Annotated in this window: 21 protein-coding genes; 11 read left to right on the top strand and 10 right to left on the bottom strand. The window is 61.1% G+C overall.

Features of this window, described 5'->3' with window-relative positions; all coding sequences use genetic code 11:
- Window positions 1–52: 52 nt before the first annotated feature.
- Window positions 53–1,132: a fimbrial protein gene (locus tag HWX34_RS07850; protein ID WP_178971728.1), complete on the top strand. Its 1,080-nt coding sequence runs from the start codon at window positions 53–55 to the stop codon at window positions 1,130–1,132.
- Window positions 1,133–1,183: 51 nt separating this feature from the next.
- Here HWX34_RS07850 and HWX34_RS07845 read toward each other — a convergent pair whose 3' ends face one another.
- On the bottom strand, window positions 1,184–2,446 hold the full coding sequence (locus HWX34_RS07845) for a benzoate/H(+) symporter BenE family transporter (RefSeq protein ID WP_178971727.1): 1,263 nt from the start codon (window positions 2,444–2,446) through the stop codon (window positions 1,184–1,186).
- A gap of 114 nt (window positions 2,447–2,560) precedes the next feature.
- Here HWX34_RS07845 and HWX34_RS07840 point away from each other — a divergent pair, with 114 nt between their 5' ends.
- The 6 genes from HWX34_RS07840 to HWX34_RS07815 all read left to right on the top strand — a co-directional run bounded on the left by HWX34_RS07840 (window position 2,561) and on the right by HWX34_RS07815 (window position 7,886).
- Window positions 2,561–3,994, top strand: coding sequence for a PLP-dependent aminotransferase family protein (locus HWX34_RS07840; protein ID WP_178971726.1), 1,434 nt, complete (start codon window positions 2,561–2,563; stop codon window positions 3,992–3,994).
- A complete protein-coding gene (locus tag HWX34_RS07835) occupies window positions 3,994–5,094 on the top strand; it encodes an NAD(P)/FAD-dependent oxidoreductase (protein WP_178971725.1) in 1,101 nt (366 codons plus the stop codon). The genes HWX34_RS07840 and HWX34_RS07835 overlap by 1 nt, the downstream gene beginning before the upstream one ends.
- A 7-nt stretch (window positions 5,095–5,101) precedes the next feature.
- On the top strand, window positions 5,102–5,701 hold the full coding sequence (locus HWX34_RS07830; protein ID WP_178971724.1) for an MOSC domain-containing protein: 600 nt from the start codon (window positions 5,102–5,104) through the stop codon (window positions 5,699–5,701).
- Between the two features lie 101 nt (window positions 5,702–5,802).
- The gene (locus tag HWX34_RS07825; RefSeq protein WP_370459692.1) at window positions 5,803–6,564 is read left to right on the top strand and encodes a DeoR/GlpR family DNA-binding transcription regulator; all 762 of its coding nucleotides are present in this window, start codon (window positions 5,803–5,805) and stop codon (window positions 6,562–6,564) included.
- A 142-nt stretch (window positions 6,565–6,706) separates the two neighbouring features.
- Window positions 6,707–7,255: a peroxiredoxin gene (locus HWX34_RS07820; RefSeq protein WP_178971722.1), complete on the top strand. Its 549-nt coding sequence runs from the start codon at window positions 6,707–6,709 to the stop codon at window positions 7,253–7,255.
- 25 nt (window positions 7,256–7,280) lie between these two features.
- The gene (locus HWX34_RS07815; protein ID WP_178971721.1) at window positions 7,281–7,886 is read left to right on the top strand and encodes a LysE family translocator; all 606 of its coding nucleotides are present in this window, start codon (window positions 7,281–7,283) and stop codon (window positions 7,884–7,886) included.
- A 9-nt stretch (window positions 7,887–7,895) separates the two neighbouring features.
- Here HWX34_RS07815 and HWX34_RS07810 read toward each other — a convergent pair whose 3' ends face one another.
- The 5 genes from HWX34_RS07810 to glpK form a co-directional block, all read right to left on the bottom strand.
- Window positions 7,896–8,759 (bottom strand): DMT family transporter, encoded by an 864-nt coding sequence (locus tag HWX34_RS07810; RefSeq protein WP_178971720.1) that lies wholly within the window; start codon window positions 8,757–8,759, stop codon window positions 7,896–7,898.
- A 74-nt stretch (window positions 8,760–8,833) separates the two neighbouring features.
- Window positions 8,834–9,568 carry an AraC family transcriptional regulator gene (locus HWX34_RS07805; RefSeq protein WP_178971719.1) on the bottom strand — a complete coding sequence of 245 codons (735 nt, stop codon included), beginning with the start codon at window positions 9,566–9,568 and terminating at the stop codon, window positions 8,834–8,836.
- 139 nt (window positions 9,569–9,707) lie between these two features.
- Entirely contained in the window at window positions 9,708–11,243 is a 1,536-nt protein-coding gene (glpD, locus tag HWX34_RS07800; RefSeq protein ID WP_370459688.1) for a glycerol-3-phosphate dehydrogenase, read from the bottom strand.
- 318 nt (window positions 11,244–11,561) lie between these two features.
- Entirely contained in the window at window positions 11,562–12,266 is a 705-nt protein-coding gene (locus HWX34_RS07795; RefSeq protein WP_178971718.1) for an MIP/aquaporin family protein, read from the bottom strand.
- A gap of 240 nt (window positions 12,267–12,506) precedes the next feature.
- Complete coding sequence (glpK, locus tag HWX34_RS07790) at window positions 12,507–14,003, bottom strand: glycerol kinase GlpK (RefSeq protein ID WP_178971717.1); 1,497 nt, start codon at window positions 14,001–14,003, stop codon at window positions 12,507–12,509.
- Window positions 14,004–14,605: 602 nt separating this feature from the next.
- Here glpK and pyk point away from each other — a divergent pair.
- On the top strand, window positions 14,606–16,015 hold the full coding sequence (gene pyk, locus HWX34_RS07785) for a pyruvate kinase (protein WP_178971716.1): 1,410 nt from the start codon (window positions 14,606–14,608) through the stop codon (window positions 16,013–16,015).
- A 104-nt stretch (window positions 16,016–16,119) separates the two neighbouring features.
- Here the strand turns inward: pyk and HWX34_RS07780 are convergent, their stop codons facing one another.
- The 3 genes from HWX34_RS07780 to HWX34_RS07770 all read right to left on the bottom strand — a co-directional run bounded on the left by HWX34_RS07780 (window position 16,120) and on the right by HWX34_RS07770 (window position 18,953).
- Window positions 16,120–17,046, bottom strand: coding sequence for a dienelactone hydrolase family protein (locus HWX34_RS07780; protein ID WP_178971715.1), 927 nt, complete (start codon window positions 17,044–17,046; stop codon window positions 16,120–16,122).
- Window positions 17,036–17,809, bottom strand: coding sequence for an alpha/beta fold hydrolase (locus tag HWX34_RS07775; RefSeq protein WP_178971714.1), 774 nt, complete (start codon window positions 17,807–17,809; stop codon window positions 17,036–17,038). Before HWX34_RS07775 ends, HWX34_RS07780 begins: the two co-directional genes overlap by 11 nt.
- Window positions 17,810–17,951: 142 nt before the next feature.
- Window positions 17,952–18,953: a sulfate ABC transporter substrate-binding protein gene (locus HWX34_RS07770; RefSeq protein WP_178971713.1), complete on the bottom strand. Its 1,002-nt coding sequence runs from the start codon at window positions 18,951–18,953 to the stop codon at window positions 17,952–17,954.
- A gap of 230 nt (window positions 18,954–19,183) precedes the next feature.
- On the opposite strand from HWX34_RS07770, the gene HWX34_RS07765 reads away from it, so the two are divergent.
- Window positions 19,184–19,756 (top strand): alpha/beta hydrolase, encoded by a 573-nt coding sequence (locus tag HWX34_RS07765; protein WP_178971712.1) that lies wholly within the window; start codon window positions 19,184–19,186, stop codon window positions 19,754–19,756.
- 117 nt (window positions 19,757–19,873) lie between these two features.
- Entirely contained in the window at window positions 19,874–20,413 is a 540-nt protein-coding gene (locus tag HWX34_RS07760; protein ID WP_178971711.1) for a DUF2059 domain-containing protein, read from the top strand.
- A 55-nt stretch (window positions 20,414–20,468) separates the two neighbouring features.
- Here the strand turns inward: HWX34_RS07760 and HWX34_RS07755 are convergent, their stop codons facing one another.
- A complete protein-coding gene (locus tag HWX34_RS07755; protein ID WP_178971710.1) occupies window positions 20,469–21,068 on the bottom strand; it encodes a helix-turn-helix domain-containing protein in 600 nt (199 codons plus the stop codon).
- An 80-nt stretch (window positions 21,069–21,148) separates the two neighbouring features.
- Between HWX34_RS07755 and HWX34_RS07750 the strand changes: the two genes are divergently transcribed.
- Window positions 21,149–22,042 (top strand): DMT family transporter, encoded by an 894-nt coding sequence (locus HWX34_RS07750; protein ID WP_178971709.1) that lies wholly within the window; start codon window positions 21,149–21,151, stop codon window positions 22,040–22,042.
- The last annotated feature ends 5 nt before the right edge of the window (window positions 22,043–22,047 follow it).

Raw genomic sequence — 22,047 nt, 5'->3', positions numbered from 1 at the left:
CATCTTAAACTTGTTAAACTAACTTATATTTATTTTGCAATAGCAGGCCAAAATGAAACATTCCCTCTCTTCACTGCAGGACATTATATACAGAAAACTTAGAACAACATCTTCCACCACCGCCTTCTCTATTCGTAAATTTTATTTATTGCTAGCGCTATTCGCTTTTTATTCACCTTCGGGGTTTGCTGCATGCACCGCAGGAGACGAAGTTGTGGTTAAGATTCCGGACCTTAATTTCAATTTAAACAATATTCCACTACAAGGGAAAATTGGTAGTGAAATCATTACACCAGAGCAAGCACTAGGCTCGTGCACGGCCACCGGTAATGAACGCCCTAGCCTTTCATATCGAACAATAGCTGATCCCGGGATCGGCTCAAGCGTGATCATGGGGAAGAATATTTATACAACAAGCGTTCCTGGCATTGGCTACGCTGTTGGATTGGAACCTACTAACTTTTGCTTGGGAAATGGAGTTTATTGGGTTCCCTTTACCACCTGCAAAGTACCTGTCAGCGGCACAACCACCGCAACATTCAATGCCAAGCTCCATTTTCAGCTGTATCGAATTGGCACCATCAGCAATGCCAACAGCATAACCATTTTCAGAAATAATTTTGGTATCTATGAATATAATCTCTGGGATGGCAATGTGACAAAAGTCCTTACCTACCAGTCATCATTGCCATTCAATATGACTGTCAACACCTGCAGCTTACAGTCAAACAGCATCAGTAATATCACCCTCCCTCAAATAACCAGCAATGCCTTGCCCAGCATAAATAGTCGTGCCGGTATGACTCAATTCCGTCTAATGGTAAATTGTCCTAATAATACCAATCTGAACATCACCTTTACTGACAACAACAATATTGGTCAAACCACGAATATTCTGACCCCTGCTACAACATCGACCGCCAAAGGCGTAGGCGTTCAATTGCAATACAACGGTACGATCATCAGCTTTGGCCCGGACTCTGCCGAGCCTGGCACCACCAACCAGATTGTGCTGAACTCCAACCTCACTGGCGTGCAAAGCTTCCCTTTCACCGCCTCATATATTCGTACCGGCACGGTGACTCCTGGAACCTTATCCTCCACGGCCACCTTCACCCTGTCCTACCAATAAAAAATGGCCGCTTGCACATGCAGGCGGCCATTGTCTTGTGTGACTCAACCCTCAGTTTTTGCCCTGTATCACCGGCTTGATGGCCGGCGTGCTTTTGGGACGCGCCTTCAGCAGCCAGCTGATGCTGCCACCAGCCAATACCGCCCATAGCGGCGAGCCCAATCCGGCGATAGTGACGCCGGATGCCGCCACCACAAATGTAAGCAAGGCGGCTTCGCGGTGGCCTTCATCCATCAGCGCAGCGGTGAGTGATGAGGCCAGCGTGCCAAACAAGGCCAGCCCGGCGGCGGTTACCACCAGTGCCTTGGGCAATAGCAGCACCAGTCCGGCCAGCGCGCCACCGGCAATCCCCAGCACGATGTACAGCACACCGCATACCAGCCCGGCCATGTAGCGGCGTTGCGGGTCCGGGTGGGCTTCTGGTCCGGTACAAATAGCTGCGATGATGGCGGCCAGCGTCACGCCATGCCCGCCCAGCGGCGCGGTAATGATGGATACCAGACCCAGTACGGTAACGGGCGAGCGAGCCGGTATGTGGTAACCAGACGCCGACAGCACGGCCATGCCGGGCAAGAACTGGCTGGTGAGCGCCAGCAAGGCCAGCGGCAAGGCCAGATTGACAAAGGCCGTCCACGACCACTGCGGCATGGTGAACAAAGGGCCGCTGCTGCCCTGCCAACTGCCTGCCGTGCCATACATGCCTTGCCAGCTGGCGATAACCAGGCCCAGACCAATGGCGGCCAGCAGCGCAAAGCGCGGAAACAGCTTGCGGCCAATGAAGAATAGCACCGTCATTGGCACCACCAGCAAGGCCTGCTGGCTGGCCGCCCCGGCCACGTCGGCAACAAAATGGAACAGGATGCCGCCCAGCATGGCGGCCGCCAGCGAAGCCGGGAAAACTTTCATCAGCTTGTCGAAGGCACCACTCACCCCCACCAGGGTGACAATGACGGCGGCAGCCAGAAACGCCCCCACCGCCTCGCCGTATGGCACACCGGGCAGCGCCGCCAGCAACAGGGCGGCACCGGGGGTGCTCCAGGCGGTAATGACCGGAACACGCCAGCGCAGCGTCAGCCAGATGCCTGCCAAGCCGGAGGCAATGGACACCGCCCATACCCAGGAACCAAGCTGGGCTGCACTGAGTCCGGCTGACTGGGCGGCGTGCACAATAATAAGAAAGGGGCCGGAATAACCCACCAGCAGTGCCAGCACTGCGGCAAGCCCGGCCGAAGGCGAGAAATGGGACCAGCTGAACGGCACACGATCAGCATGCGTCGGGCTGGCAGGAGACTCTCGCGGGGAAAGCGTGGACATGGATGAACTCCGTGATGCGTCAATGCACACAGGGTAAACAATGCCGGCTAGTCTGCCTTCCCACACGCCGGACAAACAGCGTAGACTGGGCTGAATCTGTTATATAGAACAGCGATGACCGACACTCCGCTCTATCTGCATATCGCCCACCAGTTGCAAGCACGGCTGGACAGTGGCGAATGGCCACCGGGCAGCCGCCTGCCTGCCGTCCGTCAGCTGGCAGCCGAACACGGCGTCAATACCCTGACCGCGCTGGCGGCCTACCGCCATCTGGAAGAACAGCAGCGGGTGGTGGCACGACCGCGCAGCGGTTTCTTTGCTGCGCTGCCGCGCCATGTGGCGGATAGCCATGCCACGCTACCCGGCCCTACCGCTGCGGCACTGGTGGATGTGGATAGCCGTATGAGCAATCTGATCCGCCTGTCGGCATCGTCCATCCGCCAGCAGCTGCACATGGCCGAGGCGCACCACGGCCTGTATCCGGCGCAGGAATTGTCACGCCGCATGCAAATGCGGCTGGCCCGCCAGCCCGAGCTGATTGGCGCCTACCTGCCCACCGCCGACCAGCAACAGCTGTACCAGCAAATACGCCGACTGGCGGCCAGCTGGCAGCTGGATATTCCGGCCGACCACATTCTGTTCACCCAGGGCATTACCGAAGCCATCAGCCTGTCGCTGCGCCACCTCACCCGCCCGGGCGATGTAGTGGCGGTGGAAACCCCGGTGTACTTCGGCCTGCTGCAAACCCTGCAATCACTGGGTTTGAAGGCGCTGGAGATTCCGTGCACGCCGGATGCCGGGCTGTCGCTGGAGGCGCTGGATTTTGCCCTGCGCCACGGTGCACCGGTGAAATGCCTGGTGACGGTGACCAACTTCCAGAACCCCACCGGCGCGCTGATGCCGGACGACAACAAAAAGCGCCTGCTACAACTGGCGCGCCGCTACGGCCTCACCATCATCGAGGACGATGTGTTCGGCGAGCTGTATTTCGGCAACCAGCACCCCAGCCCGCTCAAGGCCTGGGACCGTGACGGCGACGTGATTTACTGTTCGTCCTTCACCAAGAGCTTTGCCCCGGCCTTCCGCCTGGGCTGGCTGTCCGGCGGGCGACACCATGCCGCACTGGAGCGGCTGCGCGAAAGCAGCAGCCTGGTCAGCCCGGCCATCCTGCTTGGCGTGTTGTCCGAGATGCTGGCCAGCGGCGACTACGCCCGTATCAGCCAGCGCATCCGCCAGCAACTGAAACAGCAAATGGAACAACTGAGCGATGCCGTGCTGGACGCTTTCCCGCGCGGCACCCGCGTCCGGCGGCCACAAGGCGGCATGCTGCTGTGGGTGGAAGGCCCGGAAGGGCTGGACAGCCAGGCCCTGCTGGAAGCCGCGCTCTCCCGCTCCATCAGCTTTGCCCCCGGTCTGGTATTTTCTGCCGAGCCACGCTTTGGTCATTGCCTGCGTATCAACTGCGGCCAGCCGTGGTCCACCCAGCTGGCCGAAGACATACACCTGCTGGGCTGGCTGGCCGCAGAGCAACTGGCAGGACGGCTGTGATGGAACACGTGGATTGCGTGGTGATAGGCGCGGGCGTGGTGGGCTTGGCCATTGCCCGCCAGCTGGCCATGGCCGGGCGCGAGGTGCTGATTTGCGAGGCCGAAGGCCAGATTGGCCAGCACTGCAGCAGCCGCAACAGTGAGGTGATTCACGCCGGGCTGTACTACCCTGTGGGCAGTCTGAAGGCACGGCTGTGCGTGCAGGGCCGCGCCATGCTGTACCGCTATTGCGCCGAGCGGCGCATCCCGCACCAGCGTATCGGCAAGCTGCTGCTGGCGAACACTGCCGACGATCTGCCACGCTTGCAGGACATTGCCCGCCGCGCCGCTGCCAATGGCGTGGACGACCTGCAATGGCTGGATGCCGCCGAGGTACGTGCGCTGGAGCCGCAACTGCAAGTACATGCCGCCTTGCTGTCCCCCTCCACCGGCATCGTGGACAGCCATGCTTTGCTGCAAGCCCTGCTGGCCGATGCCGAAGCCCACGGCGCCCAACTGGTCTGCCATTCCCCATTCAACAGTGGCCGGGTAGTGGCGGATGGCATGGAACTGGACATTGCCGGCATCACCATCAAGGCCAGATTGGTCATCAACGCAGCCGGGGCGTGGGCACCCGCTGTCGCAGCCAGCATGGTTGGTGTTCCACGTGAAACCATCCCGACCGCCCACTATGCGCGTGGCGTGTATTTCAGCCTGAGCGGGCGTTCGCCGTTCTCGCGGCTGATTTACCCGCTGCCGGAAGCGGGCGGGCTGGGCTGCCACCTGACGCTGGATCTGGCCGGGCAGGCGCGCTTCGGCCCTGATGTGGAATGGATAGACGGCGTGGAGTACCGGCTGGACCCGGCACGCGCCGCTGCGTTTTACCACAGCATCCGTCGCTGGTGGCCGCAGTTGCCGGACAATGCCTTGCAGCCGGGCTATGCCGGGGTGCGCCCCAAATTGGCAGGGCCGGACGAGCCGGATGCCGACTTTGTCATCCAGGGCCCGGCTGCGCATGGCGTGGCGGGGCTGATCAATCTGTACGGCATCGAATCTCCCGGCCTGACCAGTTGCCTGGCGCTGGCAGCGATGGTCGGGGCCATGGCCAATCAACACGCATGAGGCAGACATGACAGACAGCCCCACCCTGCATTCCATCAATCTGGCGGCAGTCAGCCCCATGCTGATCGAAGGCCGCCGCATCATGAGTGGCATCAACAAGCTGCCGGTCAGCACCCTGCAACGGCCCGGGGCCATTGTGGTGGGCAAGCTGGGACTGGCGGGCGACGAGCAGGCCGACCCCACCGTGCACGGCGGGCTGGCCAAGGCCATCTATGCCTATCCGCTAGAGCACTACCCGTTCTGGCAGCAAGCCTGCCAGCAACATGGTTCGCGCCATGCCGGCAGCCCATTGCACCACGGCATGCTGGGGGAAAACCTCACCATCAGCGGCCTGCTGGAACAGCATGCCTACGTGGGCGATGTGCTGGAATTTGCCGATTGTCGGCTGCAGATTACCGAGCCGCGCCAACCCTGCTTCAAGTTTCAGGCCCACATGGACATGCGCCTTGCAGTGAAGCTGATGGCACAAAGCGGCCATTGCGGCTTTTATCTGGCGGTGCTGCAAACCGGCACGCTGCGTGCCGGTGAAAACTTCCGCATCCTGCCCGGCCCGCGCCAACTGAGCATGGCCGACGCCTTCCGCCGCCGCTTGCGCCGACTGGATTGAAGCCACCGCACAAGCCGACAGCATTTGGCGAAATGCGCCGCTCATGTAGAATCAGACAGCCTCCAACACCGCAGCATACTGACAAACGACCCGCCACCATGATCATTCTCAATCAGCGCCAGCAAGAACTGCTGGGCATCGTCCATCGCGAAAGCTATGTCACCGTGGAAAAGCTGGCCGCCCATTTTGGCGTCACCCACCAGACCATACGCCGCGACATTGCGCTGATGGCGGAACACCAGCTGTTGCAGCGCTATCACGGCGGTGCCAGTGTGCTGTCCAGCGTGGAAAACGTGGCCTACAACGCCCGGCAGGTGCTGTGCATCGAGGAAAAGCGCCGTCTGGCCGCGCTGCTGGCCAGGCAGATTCCCGACAATGCGTCCCTGTTCATCAATATCGGCACCACCACCGAGGAAGTGGCCAAGGCGTTGCACCGCCACCGCGGCCTGCGGGTGATCACCAACAACCTGCACGTGGCCGACATGATGGCCGATTACCCGGATTGCGAGGTCATCGTGCTGGGTGGCGTGCTGCGCAAGCGCGACCGTGGTATCACCGGCGAAGCCACGGTGCAGCTGATCCGCCAGTTCAAGGTGGATTACGGCATCATCGGCATTTCCAGCATCGAAAACGATGGCGTGCTGCGCGATTACGACTATCGTGAAGTACGCACTTCGGAAGCCATCATCCAGCAATCGCGCCAGGTGCTGCTGGCGGCAGACCATTCCAAGTTCGGCCGCCCGGCGCTGGTGGAACTGGGCCATCTGTCGCAGGTGCATGCGCTGTTTACCGACAAGCCGGTGCCGCCGGAAATGCAGGCGGTGATTGCCGAAGCGGGCACCCAGCTGTTTGTCGCCGACTGAGACCCGCTAAAAAGCCGCCTTGCCGTACTCGCTGTACTGCCTGACCCGGATTCTCTACGAGATTTTGTTAGCTGCGCTGAGCGAACCTCTGGCGCAGCCGCCTGACAAAACCTGTTACCGCCCGAATGTTGAGGAGCCACCCATGTCTGCATTCACCCGCCACACTCTGTCCATCGGCCTGTCCGCCCTGCTGCTGGCCACAACGGCCCAGGCCGAACTGAGCAAAGGTGCCCCGGCCAGCGACTTCAGCACCGAAGCCTCGCTGGGCGGCAAACGCTTTCAGTACTCGCTGAACGAGGCCCTGAGCCATGGCCCGGTGGTGCTGTACTTCTACCCGGCGGCATTTACCAGCGGCTGCACGGTGGAGGCCCACCTGTTTGCCGAAGCTACCGACAAGTTCAAGGCGCTGGGCGCCACGGTGATTGGCGTGTCCGGCGACGACATCGAAAAGCTGCAACGCTTTTCCGTGTCCGAATGTCGCAGCAAATTCCCGGTGGCGGCGGACAAGGATCGCAAGATCATGAAAGCCTACGACGCGGTGATGATTCCCGGCACCAGCTACGCCAGCCGCGTTTCCTACGTCATCACACCGGACCATAAAGTCTGGTACAGCTATAACGCCATGGACCCCAACCAGCACGTCAGCAATACGCTCAAAGCACTGGAAGCCTGGAAAGCGGCGGGTCACTGAGGGCGAATCTGGTAACGGAGCAGCGATGAGCCACTACCTGTTGTTTTTCCTGGCATTTGCCAGTTCAGCTGCGGTTCCCGGCCCGGAAATTGCCGCGCTGCTGTCGCGTTCGCTCAGCCACGGCATGCGTTCCAGTCTGCCGCTGGCCGCCGGCATCATCAGCGGTAAACTGCTGATGCTGACCACGGCGGTGTTAGGCCTGGCCATGCTGCTGCATGTACTGGGGCCGGCTTTTGTATTGCTGAAATGGGCCGGTGTCGGCTATTTGCTGTGGCTGGGCATCAACAAATGGCGCAAGGCAGGCAAGGTACTGGCCGCCGCAGAAGCCAGCTTGGGCAAACCATCGCTGGAATTCGGCCTAGGCATAGCCATGACCCTGTCCAATCCGCTGGCGCTGGCCTTTTACATGGCCTTGCTGCCGAATGTGATACCGCTGGCCAGTATTGGCCTTGGCAGTTACTTGCTGCTATGCGGCATCATCATTGCCACCATGCTGCTGATCACTCTAGTTTATGGCCTGCTGGCAGAAGCCAGCCGGGCGCTGTTCCGCTCCCCGCGTGCCAAGGCCAATATCGACCGTGGCTCGGGCAGCATCATGCTGGGGGTAGCCGTGCTGCTGGCCTGCCGCTAAGACAAACACTTAGCCAGCCCGTGCAGCCAAGCCCGCCCCGCCGATGATGGCCAGGCAAGCCAGCAACAGGCTCCAGCTGGGCGTGGCCAGGCCTGCGCCCAGCAGCAATAACGTGGAAATCAGCGGTGCAGCGTAGGACAGCCCCCCCAGCAGCGGCAGATTGCCCTGCTTCATGCCGATATCCCAAGTGAAGAAGGCAATGCCCACCGGCCCCAGCCCCAGCGCCAGCACGCCCAGCCAGGCCGTCCACGGAGCAGTCCATACCGTGATCTCCCCGTACAGATGACACAGGCCTGCCAATAAAGCAGTTGAGGCACAGAACCAGCCCACCGCATCGGTCGGCACTTGTGCCACCAGCCGACTGGCCACCGAGTACAGCGACCAGATCAGCGCACACAGCAAGGCCATCAGATAGCCTGGTAAATACTGGCTGGAAAAACCACCCTGCCGGCCGCCCAGCAACAACCAGCAGCCGCCCAGTGCCAGCAAGCCGCCCAACAGATGCCAGCGTGACAGGCGATGACCGGGCAGCAAGGCGGAAAACAGCATAATCAGCAGCGGCCACAAATAGGCCAGCAGGCTGACCTGTACCGCCGGGGCCAGCCGCATGGCCAGAAAATAGCAAAAGTGATATCCGAACAGACCCCCCACTCCCAAGGCCCAGGCCAAGGGCGGCTGGCGTAGAAAGACAAGCGGCGACTGGCCGGCGCGCAGCCATTTTCCCAGCATCAGGCCGAAGGCCAGCGCAAAGGTCATGGCCAATAGCTGAAAGGGCGGAAACACCCCGGCAGTCAGCCGGGTGAGCAGCGCAAGGCTGCCCCATAGCAGGATGGACAGGCTGCCGATCAAGGTAGCCTGGTGACGGGTAAGCATGGGCAATACTTTCAGACAAGCAAAACCGCAGTGTAGGCAAGCTGGCATGCAGCGGCTTTGCCGGGCTGGCGGGCTTATTTGGCCGGATGGCGGAAATGGCTGGGTGCGATGCCGAAATGTCGGCGGAAGCGGTCGCTGAAGGCGGACAGGCTGGCATAGCCGCATTGCTCGGCCACCTGCTGCACCGGCAAGCTGCCCTGCTCCAGCAACAGCCAGCCATGCTGCATGCGCTGCTCCAGCTGGTACTGGCCGGGACTCATGCCCAGTTGACGGCGGAACAGCTCCGACAGCTGGCGCACGCTCAGGTGGGCGGCACTCGCCAGCTGCGCCAGGCTGATGTCTTCGTCAAAGCGCGCATCCAGCACGGCGCGGGCAGCGGCCACGCGTCGGTCAAGCTGTGCGGTTACACCAGCCCGCTCGGCCAGCAACTGGGTGAGCAACAGCAGCATTTGCCGTCGGCTGTGTGCTGCCGCTGCCGGACGGGACAACTCGGCGCGCAGGAATTCCACATAAGCCAGCATGCTGGCATCCAGCGGCAAAAAGGCTGGCAGGCTGGCCAGATGCGGTGCCAGCGTGGCCGGAACATTGGCCACCACGAAGGCATTGTCACCCGGTGCGGCAAAGCCATGGCTGTTACCTGCGGCAATCACCGCCAGTTGCCCGGCCTGCACCAGCCCGCCACGGCCCTCGACATCCAGCTCCAGGCAGCCATGCGCGGGCAACACCAGCTGATGGTAATCATGCTGATGCTGATGGCTTTCCTGCTGGTAACTGCGCAGCTCCAGCAGCAGGTCGTCATGGCGGGACATCCGGCTATGGTAGCGGCACGCAGTGGGGCTGCGTAAAGGGTCACGCAAAAAAATGCCCCACCGGGGTGGGTGGGGCCTACGGGAGGAGATGGGCGCAAGCCCTGATACAACAAGATACGACCACAACAAATCGTGAGGCTTAGCCCGGCTGGGCGCTGTGCACTGCTGTGCTGTCCGGCTGCACGGCACGCTGACCGTAACGGGCCAGCCAGTCAGTCAGCACGGCACTGGCATTGGCCGGCAGATGCAGACGCAGCTTGCTGCGTCGCCACAGGATGTCCTCGGCACTGGTGGCCCATTCCTGATCCACCAGATAACTCAATTCGGCTTCATACACGCCGGGCAGTACTTCCGCGCCCAGGTCGGCCAGGCTGCGGGCACTGCCGATCAGCGTATGCAGCCGCGTGCCGTAGCTTTTAACATAACGCTGCACCAGGGCAGCAGGTAGCCATGGATAGCGCTGCTGGCTGTCCGCCAGGAAAGCCGCCGCATCGGCATTCGGCATGTCGCCACCGGGCAGTGGCACACCGGCTGTCCAGGTAGGTCGGTGATTGCCCAGCAGTGGTGCCAGGCGGTCGACGGCTTCTTCTGCCAGCTTGCGGTAGGTGGTGATCTTGCCACCAAACACCGACAGCATCGGCGCGCCATTGCTGTCCAGCTCCAGCGAATAATCGCGGGTCACGCTGGAGGCATTGCTGGCTTCGTCGTCCAGCAACGGGCGCACGCCAGAGTAAGTGCTCAGCACGTCGTCCGGGCCAATCTGGCTATTGAAGTAGCGATTGCTCATGCGGCACAGGTAGTCCACTTCGTCGGCATCAATCTGCACGCGGCCCGGGTCGCCGTGGTATTCCACATCGGTGGTGCCGATCAGGGTGAAGTCGTTTTCGTAGGGAATGGCAAAGATGATGCGTTTGTCCGGGTTCTGGAAAATATAGGCATAGGGGTGATCAAACAGCTTTTTCACCACAATATGGCTGCCTTTCACCAGACGGATGGACTTGGGCGACGGCAGCTGCAAGGTGTCTTTCAGCAGGCTTTCCACCCAGGGCCCGGCGGCATTCACCACGGCGCGCGCCCTCACCTGCTCCTGACGGCCATCTTCGTGTTGCAAGGTGCACAGCCAGTTTTCGCCTTCGCGCCGCGCCGCCACACAGGCGGTACGGGTGACAATGCGCGCGCCATGTTCGGCTGCCGCCATGGCATTGAGTACCACCAGCCTGGCATCCTGCACCCAGCCATCGGAATAGACAAAACCGCGCTTGAAGGCCGCTTTGAGCGGCGCGCCGGACGGGTGCTTGGCAAAGCTGATGGTTTCCGAGCCGGGCAGTACTTCGCGCCGGGCCAGGTGGTCGTACAGGAACAGCCCGCAGCGAATCATCCATTCCGGACGCTGGGCCTGGTCGTGCGGCATGACAAAACGCAGCGGCCAGATGATATGCGGTGCGGCCTTGAGCAATACTTCGCGCTCTTGCAGCGCCTTGCGCACCAGGCCGAACTCGTAATATTCCAGATAGCGCAGGCCGCCATGAATCAGCTTGGTGCTGGCCGACGAGGTATGCGCGGCCAGATCGTCCTTCTCGCATAGCAGTACCGACAGGCCACGGCCTGCTGCATCACGTGCGATACCGGCACCATTGATACCGCCGCCAATCACCATCAGGTCATAGAGTTTCACAGTGCAATCCTCGGTCTTGTCTGTATCCGGCCTGCGCCTGTTGCTACAGGGCAAGAAGGCGGATTCTGCTTGTTGATGCTGTCTAGCATAGAAGCATACGAAGTTTAATTCAACACAGAATGTTCGTTTATGTTCGTTTTGTGCGCCGCAATGTGCGTATTGGCCACAACAATCTTTGTTTCTCATTCCATTCAGCCTGCTATTGGCAGATGTCTCCCGCAGCCATTCGTAAGGGTCCACCATGCGGCAGACGTAAAAAAAGCCACCCGCAGGTGGCTTGCCGGCCCCACCAGCGGCGGAGCACCAGGAGCAACAGGTTTACAGATGGGTATAGGTCACGGCCGCCAGGGTAGCGCCCAGCAGGGAACCCACTACCGGCACCCAGGCATAGCCCCAGTCACTGGAGCCCTTGCCAGGAATAGGCAGCAGCGCATGCATGATGCGCGGTGCCAGATCGCGCGCCGGGCTCATGGCATAGCCGGTCGTCCCGCCCAGCGATACACCGATCCCCAGCACCAGCAAGGCCACCGGCAGCGCATCCATCGCACCCAACGACATCTTGGGGGCTACCATGCTGAGAATGGCAAATACCAGTACAAAGGTGGCCAGCACCTCAGACAACAGATTGCCCGGCAGGCTGCGAATGGCCGGGCCGGTGCAGAAGGTGGCCAGCTTCAAATCGGCACACTCGGTGGTTTCGTAATGCTTGCGATACATCACCCACACCAGCAGCGCCCCCATCATGCCGCCCAGCATTTGCGACAGCACATAGCCCGGTACGCGGGCCCATTCAAACTTGCCAGCCACCGCCAGCGCCACGGTGACCGCCGGGTTCAGGTGGGCACCGCTGATGGCTGCCACGCTGAACACGCCGACAAACACCGCCATCGCCCAGCCGAAGGCAATGACGATCAGGCCGCTGTTATGGCCCTTGGTGTTGTTGAGCAATACATTGGCCACCACGCCATTGCCCAGCAATACCAACAGGGCTGTTCCGATAAATTCACCAAACAAAGGGTTCATGCAGAGTCTCCGCGTCATGACTCCCGCTACCACCGGCTACTCTGGCTGATGGCTGCTCTTTCATGACATCAGTTACTGGCAGCAGGCCCGGGCGGAACGATCTTGCTGTCGTCCGGCTCCGGCTGCTGCCATTCATCACACAGGGAATTCACACGGCCAGGCTGGCAGCACCAGGCCAGCTGCGCACACCCCGGGCATGGGCGCGGACAGCACGGTCAGCCGCCGTGCGAGGGAAGGTCATCAGGCGTCGGCCCAGGCCTTGGCGGCATTCACAGCGCGTACCCAGCCACGGACATTGGCGTCTACCTGTTCCGCCGCCATGCCTTGCTGGAAGCGGCGGTCCAGCTGCCACTGGCCCTGGATGTCCTCCACCCCGGCCCAATAGCCAACAGCCAGACCGGCCAGATAGGCCGCGCCCAGCGCGGTGGTTTCGGTAATCTTCGGCCGTACCACGTCCACGCCGAGAATGTCGGACTGGAACTGCATCAGCAGTTCGTTGACGGTGGCACCGCCATCCACGCGCAATTCGGCAATAGCCATGCCGGCATCGGCTTCCATGGCCTTGAGCACGTCCATGGTCTGGTAGGCAATGCTGTCCAGCGCTGCACGGGCAATGTGCGCGGCCTTGGTACCCAGCGTGGCTCCGACGATGGTGCCGCGCGCGTCCTGATTCCAGTGCGGCGCACCCAGCCCGGCAAAGGCCGGTACCAGGTACACGCCGTCACTGTCGGCCACTTCCTGTGCCAAGGGGCCGACATCCGCCGAGTGGCGGATGATGCCCAGGCCGTCACGCAGCCATTTCACCACCGCACCACCAATGAAAATGGAACCTTCCAGCGCGTAATGCACCTTGCCGTCCACTTGCCAGGCTATGGTGGTCAGCAGCTTGTTGGTGGATTCAATCGGCTGTTCGCCGGTATTCATCATCATGAAGCAGCCAGTGCCGTAGGTGTTCTTCACCATGCCCGGACGGGTGCACTGCTGGCCGAACAAGGCCGCCTGCTGGTCGCCGGCCACGCCGGCAATCGGGATTTCCACACCCAGATGGGCGGCATGGGTGTGACCGTATACTTCGCTGGAGCTTTTTACTGCCGGCAGCATGCTGGCCGGAATGCCCATGATGTCCAGCAGTTCAGCATCCCACTCCAGCGTGTGGATGTTGTACAGCATGGTGCGCGAGGCATTGGACACATCGGTAACGTGTACCTTGCCGTGGGTGAAGTTCCAGATCAGCCAGCTGTCCACAGTACCAAAAGCCAGCTTGCCAGCCTCGGCACGGGCACGTGCACCCGGCACATTGTCCAGAATCCACTTGATCTTGCTGCCGGAGAAGTAGGCATCCACCAGCAGGCCGGTCTTGTTACGGATGGTGTCGGCCAGGCCGCGCTCTTTCAGCTGATCGCAAAAGGCAGCGGTACGGCGGTCTTGCCAGACGATGGCGTTATACACCGGCAAGCCGGTTTCGCGGTCCCACACAATGGTGGTTTCACGCTGGTTGGTAATGCCGATGGCGGCAATGCTGCGGCCATCGATACCGGCCTTGGCCACGGCTTCGGCAGCCACACCGGCCTGCCCGCCCCAGATTTCCTGCGGGTCGTGTTCCACCCAGCCCGGCTGGGGGTAAATCTGGCGGAATTCCTTTTGCGCCAGCGATACGATGTCGCCGGCCTGGTTGAACAGAATGGCACGCGAACTGGTCGTGCCTTGATCCAGCGCCAGAATGAACTGGTTCTTCATGTGAGGTGTCTCCTTGGCAATCCAAAGGCCGTTGCTGGCCGAGCGTTTTTGCTGACTGGTTTTGACGGCAACGCCACAAGCCCGTTGTGCTGCCGGGGTGGCGGGCAATCTTTGTTATGTTGTTTTTTGTATTTATATTGTTCGTTTTATTTTCGGCTCATTCTAGTTAACACGCTTCAGCTGTCAATCAACACGCATGAAACTTTCGCCACTCGCCAAATTCCGACCAGCGCCTCATGCGGCAATCCCATTTTTGCAGCGCAAGATAGCCGAAATGCAAATGGTCTGTAAGCCTTTTACTACAAGGATTTGGCAATTTCTTGCTTTGCAGCAAACATCGTCATTCGCCTGGAGAGGCAAAATAACAACACCAACGCCAGACAACGCAAGCAAAACGCACATATCACGCGTCCGGAATATTTCGCGACTGACAAGGTGGCAACACCCCGTCCAAGTGCCTGCAAGGTAGCAAAGCCACTACATGCCAGTTGTGGCAGCATGGCAAAAACCAAGAAACCGGCTGCTGGCAACCCGCCAGCAGATCAGGCCCCCGGACAACACCGCGCACGGCCACGCAGGCCGGCATCGACAAGGACAAGTACATGCTCCGCAATACCAAGATTCTCGCCACGCTGGGCCCGGCATCCAGCACCCCGCAGCAAATCCTGGCGCTGGCGCGCGCCGGGGTGAACGTATTCCGCTTGAACATGAGCCATGGCAGCCATGACGACCACCGCGCCCGGCTGGCCGCCATCCGCGCCGCCGAAACCGAAATGGGCCGCCCCATTGGCGTGCTGGTAGACCTGCAAGGCCCCAAGCTGCGCATCGGCACCTTCCCGCAAGGCCCGGTCACCGTGCGCGTGGGCCAGCCCTACCGCTTTGTACTGGACCAGGTGGACGGCGATGCCAGCCAGGTCACCCTGCCCCACCCGGAAGCCTTTGTCGCGCTGGAACACGGCCATCACATCCTGGTGAATGACGGCAAACTGTCGTTCCACGTGGAACGTGTGCAGGACCGGGTGATTGAAACCACCGTGGTGGTGGGGGGTGAGCTGTCCGACCGCAAGGGCTTCAACTTGCCGCAAACCATCCTGCCGCTGTCGGCCATTACCCCGAAAGACCGCAAGGACGCCGAATTTGCCCTGCAGGAAGGGGCCGACTGGATCGCCCTGTCCTTTGTGCAAACGGCTGAAGACGTACGCGAACTGCGCCAGATGATAGGCAGCAGCGTGGGCATAGTAGTGAAGATTGAAAAACCGTCGGCCGTGGACCAGCTGGATGAAATTGCCGAGCTGGCCGACGCGGTGATGGTGGCGCGTGGCGATCTGGGCGTGGAATTACCGCCGGAAGACGTGCCGGTGGTACAGCGCCGTATCGTGCATCAGTGCCGTCACCTGGGCCGTCCGGTCATTGTGGCTACCCAGATGCTGGAATCCATGATTACCGCCCCCACCCCCACCCGTGCCGAAGCCAACGACGTGGCCACCGCCGTGTATGAAGGTGCCGACGCGGTGATGCTGTCGGCGGAAACCGCCGCCGGCTCCTTCCCGGTAGAGGCCGTGCAAATCATGGACCGGGTGATCCGCCGCGTGGAAAGCGCACCGGACTACCGCCGCGTGATGGCACTGGACTACAGCGCCGCCGATGCCCCGGAACAGGCCGATGCCATTGCCGCCTGCGTGCGCAAGGTGGCTGCCATCCTGCCGGTCACCGTCTCCGCCGCCTTCACCACCTCCGGCTCCACCTGCCTGCGCCTGGCGCGCGAACGGCCACACACCCCCATCATGGGCATCTCACCCCGGCTGAGTACCGCGCGCCGCCTGACCCTGGTGTGGGGCGTGGTGGCCTATAACGGGCCGGATGCAGAAAACCTGGAGGACATGGTGGTAAAAACCACCTTCTGCGCCACCAAGCTGGGGCTGGCGGAACAAGGCAAGCCCATGGTGATCATTGCCGGTGTGCCGTTTGGCACACCTGGTGCCACCAACCTGCTGCGCATCGTCTATCCCTGAGCATTGATCGGTAGCATGAAATCCCTAGCATGAAAAAAGCCGCCAGCGATTCATTCACTGGCGGCTTTTTATTGTTTACAGCCAAGCGTGACTGACACCAGACATCAAGGTGAGGTGGCAGGCTCATGCAAGCGCCCGGCCAGCACCGGCAGGCTTTGCAAAAAGTCATCCAGCGTTGCCGCCCACAGTGCGGCGGGGTGGCGGCTCAGGCCGTGGCCATCACCATCTGCCACTGCTGCTGCATGGACAAAGCGGGTCGGGCTGCCGCCGGCGGCGAAAGCCTGATGCCAGGCCACCGGTTCATCCGGCCCCCAGTACTGGTCGTTTTCGGCATACAGCCACAGATTGGGCAATACGGTGTGACGGCCAAAATCGGCATACAGCGCGGTCAATGCCTGAGGCTCGCAGCTTTGCCCGGGCGACTTTTCCGGATTGCCACCGGCACCACCGGCAAAATTGATATAGGCCACCACACCGGGCGGCGAGCTGGCACCCACCGCGACCGTCAGCAAACCTCCTACCGACTGGCCTTCCAGCACAATCGGCTGGCCCGCGCCCCAGGGCTGCTGGCCAATCCAGCGGATAGCCGCTTGCAGCGCCGCGCTACCTGCCTCGGCGGTATGGCGATAATCCGGATGACTGCTGCACTGGCCCGGTGCCAGCATGTGGGCGCTGTGATATTCCGGGTCGCCACCGCCGGTATTGCCATAGCCGGGCCGGATGGGTGCCACGATGATGAACCCCTTGGCCAGCCAGTAGGCAATCTGACTACGACCCAGCGGATATCTCAGCTGGTGCCGCTCCTGGGTACTGCCAGCCCGGCCATGGGAAAACAACAGCACCGGAAACGGGCCATCCCCTGCCGGGCGGTACAGCAAGGCCGGCATGTCCAGCGTGCGGCCAAACAGGCCTGCGCCGGGTAGTGGAATGGTGACCTCCTGCGGGGCAGGCAAACTGGCGGCCCGCACCGGCAACACCAGACTGAGGGCCAGCAACATGGCCCGGCAGTAACAACGACATTCACGCCACATGGTCTTGCTCCAGTATTTCCGCCAGCAAGGCAGCCAGGCCGGCAGGGTTGTCTTCACTCATGGCATGGCCAGCGTCAGCCAGCACATGCACGTTCACGCCGTCTTGTGTCAGGCGGGTCAGTGCGGGTTGCGGCAAGGAACGCTCCCCCACCACCACGCTGCGCGGCATGGACAGCGCCAATAACTGGCTGCGCCAACTGGGTTCCGCACCCGCGACCAGCGATACCGCCGCACGGTGCACGGCAGGCGCATGGCTGGCAGAGAGCGACCCGGCCCACAGCGGGCTGCCTTCGCGGCTGGCCAGCCGGGCCATGCGGCGTTGGCCACGGCTGACGAATTCCTGCTCGCTCATGGCGGCCAGGGCGCGGCTGAACACCCCGCCTTCGGCATCCAGATTCGGCTCCAGTAACACCAGCCGTGCCACCTTGTCCGGGCACAGGCTGCTGGCGGTAATGGCTACCGCCCCACCCATGCTGTGGCCGACGATGTCCAGCTGCGGCAGAGCAAGATGATCGATCAGCCCGGCCACCGTTTGCGCATGCGCGGCAATGGTGTAGGCAAAGTCATCCGGCCGGTCGGAAAAACCGGCACCCAGCAAATCCAGCAGCAGACGCCGGCGTCCGGCCAGCGCCGGATCCGCCCCCACGCGGGGAAAGTCGCTGGAAGCGGCACAACCCAGCCCATGCACAAACAGTAAGGGCACGCCGTCGCCAGGCAGGTCGTGATAACGCAAAGCGCCATGGGGTGTGTGAAATACTTGCATGAGGGTGGGAGAAACAGAGGAATTGAGCGTGGCTCAGTCTACCGCAGCCATGTGACAAGCGGCAGATGCAGACAGAATGGAAATGGAATGCAAAACAGGCCGCATGGTGTGGCCTGTCGTGGTTCATCCTTGCTGGAGAAAATCAGTTCTTGCTGTAGATCTGGTCAAACACACCGCCATCGGCAAAGTGTTTTTTCTGGGCACTGCGCCAGTCGCCAAACACATCCTTGAGGGTGAACAGCTTCACCTTGGGGAACTGGCTGGCGTATTTGGCAGCAATCTTGGGGTCACGCGGGCGGTAGTAGTTTTCTGCGGCAATGGTCTGGCCTTCCGGGGTGTACAGGAATTTCAGATAGGCCTCGGCCTGCTTGCGCGTGCCTTTCTTGTCCACCACCTTGTCCACCACGGCCACCGGCGGCTCGGCCAGAATGGAGATGGACGGGGTGACGATGTCAAACTTGTCCGGGCCCATTTCCTTCACCGCCAGCACGGCTTCGTTTTCCCAGGCCAGCAATACATCGCCCAGACCGCGCTGGGTGAAGGTAAGCGTGGCACCACGTGCGCCGGAGTCCAGTACCGGTACATGCTTGTACAGGTCGGCCACATAGGCACGGGCCTTGGCTTCGTTGCCGCCGTTTTTCTTCAGTGCATAACCCCAGGCAGCCAGATAATTCCAGCGTGCGCCACCGGAAGTTTTCGGGTTCGGAGTGATCACCTGCACGTCGTTGCGTACCAGGTCATTCCAGTCCTTGATGTGCTTCGGGTTGCCCTTCTTCACCAGGAACACGATGGTGGAAGTGTAGGGCGAGCTGTTGTCCGGCAGACGGGTTTGCCAGTTTTTCGGCAGCAGGCCTTCATCGGCCAGCACGTCAATATCGTAAGCCAGGGCCAGCGTGGCCACGTCGGCAGCCAGACCATGCTGGATGGACAGCGACTGCTTGCCCGAACCGCCATGCGATTGCTTGATGGTCAGTTCTTCGCCGGTTTTTTTCTTCCATTGCTCGGCAAAGGCCTTGTTCACATCCTGGTACAGTTCGCGGGTGGGGTCGTAGGACACGTTCAGCAGTTCGGCTGCCTTCAGCGGGGTCACGGCCAGCAGCAGCACGGCTGCCAGCGCTTTCAGATTGGTGCGGATAGTCGTCATGTTTGCGGCTCCTGAGGCGATAGGCGTCGGTTGATGGAGCACACTGTAAACAGGATTTTGTTAGCACCATAAATGATTGTTTTTCATTCTGATATTCTAAATAAATCTAACATCTCCCGCCTTGACATCTCCCGCAAAATTCTATTCAGGAATATAAAAACAATTATTGATTACTTTTTGGACTAAAAATTCTGGCTTATAGTGCAGCCATCTGTTCCGGGAAAACCACCATGACGCACATTGCCGACGATTTCGATTTCATCATCCAGCCAGGCTGGAAAGGCAGTGCTGCCAATCACTGGCAAAGCCACTGGGAGCAAGCCCTCAACGCCATCCGCGTGCAAAACGACAACTGGGAACAGCCCGATCTGGACAGCTGGCTGGCCGGGCTGGATCACGCACTGTCGCAGGCACGCCGTCCGACCATCGTGATTGCCCACAGCCTGGGTTGCATTACGGTGGCGCACTATGCCCGCTTGCAACCGGGGCGCATTGCCGGTGCATTGCTGGTGGCCCCGGCCGATGTGGAAAGACCCTTTGTGCCGCGCGAACTGATGCCGTTTGCCCCGCTGCCGCGCCAGCCGCTGCCTTTTGTCAGCCGCGTGGTGGCCAGTGACAACGACCCTTTCTGCAAAACCGCCCGCGCCGCCCGCATGGCGGGTTACTGGCAAAGCCCGCTCACCTGGCTGCGGCAAGCCGGGCATATCAATGTGGCCTCCGGCCATCACCAATGGGAAGAAGGACTGGCCCTGCTGCCGCCCTTGCTGGAGCGCGCTCGCGCCCAGGGCAGCCTGGCGGCCTGAAGCCGGACAGGGAACTGTCTTTGACCAAACATCCTCCAAGCAGCTTTGACCTCACTCTCTGGCGGTGTCACACTGCCAGCCTTGTGTCCCAGATGCCATTGCTAAAAAGGATGTCCCATGTTTGCTGCTAGCCCGATCAAGACCGCCATTGCCGCCCTTGCACTGACCCTGCCGATGCTGGCTCATGCCGATGCCGCACAGGATGCCGCCGCCAAGGAACTGGCCCAGGTGATCGGCCTGAACAATATGCCGAATGATCTGGCCAACCGCACCACGTCATCCGCAGGCCCCTTGTTGCAGGAATATCTGGTAAAGAACAAGGTCACCCTCAGCCCGGAACAGCAAAAGAAAGCCCAGGACGGCTTCAAGACCTATGCTGATGGCGTACACAAGACCGCTGCTGACTATTTCAACTCTGCCGCGGTGAAAAAGCAGTTCGAACAGGAAGTGGTAAAGAATTACAGCGCCCAGTTCTCTGCCGCGGAAATGCAGCAGATTGTGGCCTTCTACAAGACCCCGGCCGGCCAGAAGCTGATGAAACAGCAGCCGGTGGTGATCGACGGCATCATGAAGAACATGTTGGCTGCCGCCGAAAAGACCCTGCTGCCGAAAATGCGTACTGCCGCCGAAGCCTACGGCAAGTCCATCAGCAAGTAAGACGCGTCAGCCACCTGACAGCACCATGAAGAAACGGCCCTGCGGGGCCGTTTTTTTATTGCTCCGGGTTCTGCCCGACATGCGGGTAGATCAGGATGTTCTTGGTAAAGGCACAGGCCACAGCACCACGGTTGTGATAGCTGTACACCTGGTCTGAGGCAAAGGTCAGTGACTGACCGGCTTGCAGCGTGTGGCTTTGCTGCACCAGTTGTACTTGCAGGCTGCCTTGCAGCACATACAGCACTTCGTGGCAGCCAGGTGCATCGGCTTCGGCGTGATAGCTGTCACCGGCTGCCAGCTGCCAGCGCCACAGCTCCAGTGTCACGCCGGGTTTGAGCACCGACTCCAGCAAACTGGCATGGCTGTCGGCCTGCTCACCCTGCCAGATGCGCAGCGGCAAAGCCTGGGCCTTGTCAGCCAGCGACGGCGGGCGCACCACCTCAACAAAACTCAGACCCAGTGCCGAGGCCAGCTTGTCCACGGTGGCAATGCTGGCATTGCTTTCCCCAGCCTCGATATTCACCAGCATGCGGCGGCTGATGCCTGCCCGGCTGGCCAGCAGCTCCTGGCTATAACCCTGTTCCAGCCGTGCCCGTCGCAGGTTGTCTGCCACGTTTTGCATGACTTCCAGCGAACCGTTTGCGTCCTTGCTCATGGCGATGTGCAATATATTGCCCAATAGGTAATTTGTGCATTATATTTCACAGCACACCCACCCGCAATGAGAGCACGTCCATGACTTCGCTGACCGCCACTGCCGGCCTGCCACCCAGCCCATCCCGCCTGCCCGATCTGGTACTGATCGGCGTCACCATGATCTGGGGCTTCACCTTTCTGGTGGTGCAGCATGCGCTGCAATGGGCAGGCCCTTTCAGCTTTGTCAGCCTGCGTTTTGGCATCGCCGGGCTGATTGCCCTGCTGCTGAGCTGGCGCGAGCTGCACGGCCTGACACGGCGCGAGCTGCTGACCGGCGCACTGGTAGGCAGCGTGCTGTTTGGCAGCTACAGTCTGCAGACGCTGGGTTTGCAGCTGATTCCCAGCAGCAAGTCGGCCTTTCTCACCGGCCTGTATGTACCACTGGTGCCCTTGTTCCAGCTGCTGCTGTTTCGCCACCGGCCGCGGCTGGCAGCCTGGCTGGGCATCATCGTGGCCTTTGGCGGGCTGGTACTGTTGTCCGACCCGCGCGGCATGCAATTCAATTTCGGTGCAGGTGAATGGCTGACCGTGGCCGGAGCCGCCATGATTGCGCTGGAAATCAGCCTGGTGGGCCGCTTTGCCGGCCAGTGCCACCCGCGCCGGGTGGCGGTGGTGCAATTGCTGACCGTGTCCTTGCTGGCGGCACTGGGCTGGCAAGTCAGTGGCGAAGCCGCGCCACAGCCGCATCCGGTATTGCTGGTCAGCCTGCTGGGCATGGGGCTGGCCACCGCCGTCATCCAGATCGCCATGAACTGGGCGCAGAAAACCGTCCCCGCCACGCGGGCCACTGTCATCTATGCAATGGAACCGGTTTGGGCGGGCCTGCTTGGCGCACTGGCAGGCGAGCAGCTGGGGCTGATGGCCATCAGCGGTGCGGCGCTGATTGTAGCCAGCGTGCTGATCAGCCAGTTGGGCGGACGGCAGGGCCACTAGACGGC

The sequence above is a fragment of the Aquitalea sp. LB_tupeE genome, assembly GCF_013391415.1.
Taxonomy (GTDB): domain Bacteria; phylum Pseudomonadota; class Gammaproteobacteria; order Burkholderiales; family Chromobacteriaceae; genus Aquitalea.
The sequence above is the reverse complement of the archived record's forward strand: the minus strand, read 5'-3'. Positions and strand labels throughout refer to the sequence as shown.

Bases quoted from the DNA above. Each gene is read 5' to 3' on its own strand.
- HWX34_RS07750 (WP_178971709.1), top strand. From the start codon at position 21,149: ATGACTTCGCTGACCGCCACTGCCGGCCTGCCACCCAGCCCATCCCGC.
- HWX34_RS07805 (WP_178971719.1), bottom strand. From the start codon at position 9,568: ATGTCCCGCCATGACGACCTGCTGCTGGAGCTGCGCAGTTACCAGCAG.
- HWX34_RS07810 (WP_178971720.1), bottom strand. From the start codon at position 8,759: ATGCTTACCCGTCACCAGGCTACCTTGATCGGCAGCCTGTCCATCCTG.
- HWX34_RS07775 (WP_178971714.1), bottom strand. From the start codon at position 17,809: ATGCAAGTATTTCACACACCCCATGGCGCTTTGCGTTATCACGACCTG.
- HWX34_RS07840 (WP_178971726.1), top strand. From the start codon at position 2,561: ATGACCGACACTCCGCTCTATCTGCATATCGCCCACCAGTTGCAAGCA.
- HWX34_RS07780 (WP_178971715.1), bottom strand. From the start codon at position 17,046: ATGTGGCGTGAATGTCGTTGTTACTGCCGGGCCATGTTGCTGGCCCTC.
- HWX34_RS07760 (WP_178971711.1), top strand. From the start codon at position 19,874: ATGTTTGCTGCTAGCCCGATCAAGACCGCCATTGCCGCCCTTGCACTG.
- HWX34_RS07830 (WP_178971724.1), top strand. From the start codon at position 5,102: ATGACAGACAGCCCCACCCTGCATTCCATCAATCTGGCGGCAGTCAGC.
- HWX34_RS07820 (WP_178971722.1), top strand. From the start codon at position 6,707: ATGTCTGCATTCACCCGCCACACTCTGTCCATCGGCCTGTCCGCCCTG.
- HWX34_RS07815 (WP_178971721.1), top strand. From the start codon at position 7,281: ATGAGCCACTACCTGTTGTTTTTCCTGGCATTTGCCAGTTCAGCTGCG.
- HWX34_RS07765 (WP_178971712.1), top strand. From the start codon at position 19,184: ATGACGCACATTGCCGACGATTTCGATTTCATCATCCAGCCAGGCTGG.
- HWX34_RS07755 (WP_178971710.1), bottom strand. From the start codon at position 21,068: ATGAGCAAGGACGCAAACGGTTCGCTGGAAGTCATGCAAAACGTGGCA.
- HWX34_RS07835 (WP_178971725.1), top strand. From the start codon at position 3,994: ATGGAACACGTGGATTGCGTGGTGATAGGCGCGGGCGTGGTGGGCTTG.
- HWX34_RS07850 (WP_178971728.1), top strand. From the start codon at position 53: ATGAAACATTCCCTCTCTTCACTGCAGGACATTATATACAGAAAACTT.
- HWX34_RS07845 (WP_178971727.1), bottom strand. From the start codon at position 2,446: ATGTCCACGCTTTCCCCGCGAGAGTCTCCTGCCAGCCCGACGCATGCT.
- pyk (WP_178971716.1), top strand. From the start codon at position 14,606: ATGCTCCGCAATACCAAGATTCTCGCCACGCTGGGCCCGGCATCCAGC.
- HWX34_RS07795 (WP_178971718.1), bottom strand. From the start codon at position 12,266: ATGAACCCTTTGTTTGGTGAATTTATCGGAACAGCCCTGTTGGTATTG.
- HWX34_RS07770 (WP_178971713.1), bottom strand. From the start codon at position 18,953: ATGACGACTATCCGCACCAATCTGAAAGCGCTGGCAGCCGTGCTGCTG.
- glpK (WP_178971717.1), bottom strand. From the start codon at position 14,003: ATGAAGAACCAGTTCATTCTGGCGCTGGATCAAGGCACGACCAGTTCG.